At 41.2% G+C, this 762-nt stretch carries 1 protein-coding gene; it reads right to left on the bottom strand.

Going from position 1 to position 762, the window contains the following annotated elements; genetic code table 11:
• Positions 1-672 (bottom strand): IS5 family transposase (locus ACT3RM_RS18065; RefSeq protein WP_444511541.1); only part of this gene is annotated, 672 nt, incomplete at its 3' end.
• Positions 673-762 lie beyond the last annotated feature (90 nt).

The following is a 762-nucleotide window of genomic DNA, read 5'->3' as shown; positions in this document are numbered from 1 at the left end:
TATCCCTCTATATTGCTTAATACGGCCAAATGCATTCTCAACCAAGTGCCGATATTTGTACATGCACCAGTCAATATCTTCATTGCCTACTAAACTGTTGCCCTTACGTGGAATAACGGGTGTAGCGTTATTATCACGAACAAACGCTCTCAGTTTTTCACTGTCGTAGCCTTTATCTGCGACAACCATATTACTTGTTGGGCAATTAGCTACGAGTGACTCTGCATGGACGATATCATGCGTATTCCCACAGGATAATTCATAATAAACAGGCAACCCTCCGCTATCGACTGCAAGATGAATTTTCGTAGAATTTCCACCTCGGCTCTTTCCAATTGATTCATTGTCAGCAGTTCTTGCACCGCAACTATGTTGATGAGCCCTGACAATACTGCCATCAATGAAGACCCAATCCATGTCCGCATCACGAGATAATGCGCGAAACAGTTCATTCAAAATCCCTTTTTTGGACCATAAATTAAACCGTCTGTAGATAGCACTCCAACGGCCAAAATCAGAAGGTAAATCTCGCCATGGAATACCTGTGCGCATCTTATACAGTATGCCTTCGAGCGTTTTTCTATGGTTGGGCTTATTATAAATTCGACCACTTAAGTACATTACTTTTGATAAGACATTCCATGTCCCGTCTGTTAACATTAATCTTGGCATGTAGGTTCGGTGTAAAGTTTTCTGGCGAATTCAATTATACCTTATCTTCATGCTGTTTGTTTTTCATACCACAAAGATCAACACGCCCTA

It is taken from the genome of Pseudoalteromonas sp. AOP7-A1-14, from assembly GCF_052376275.1.
Classification (GTDB): Bacteria; Pseudomonadota; Gammaproteobacteria; order Enterobacterales; family Alteromonadaceae; genus Pseudoalteromonas.
The sequence above is the reverse complement of the archived record's forward strand: the minus strand, read 5'-3'. Positions and strand labels throughout refer to the sequence as shown.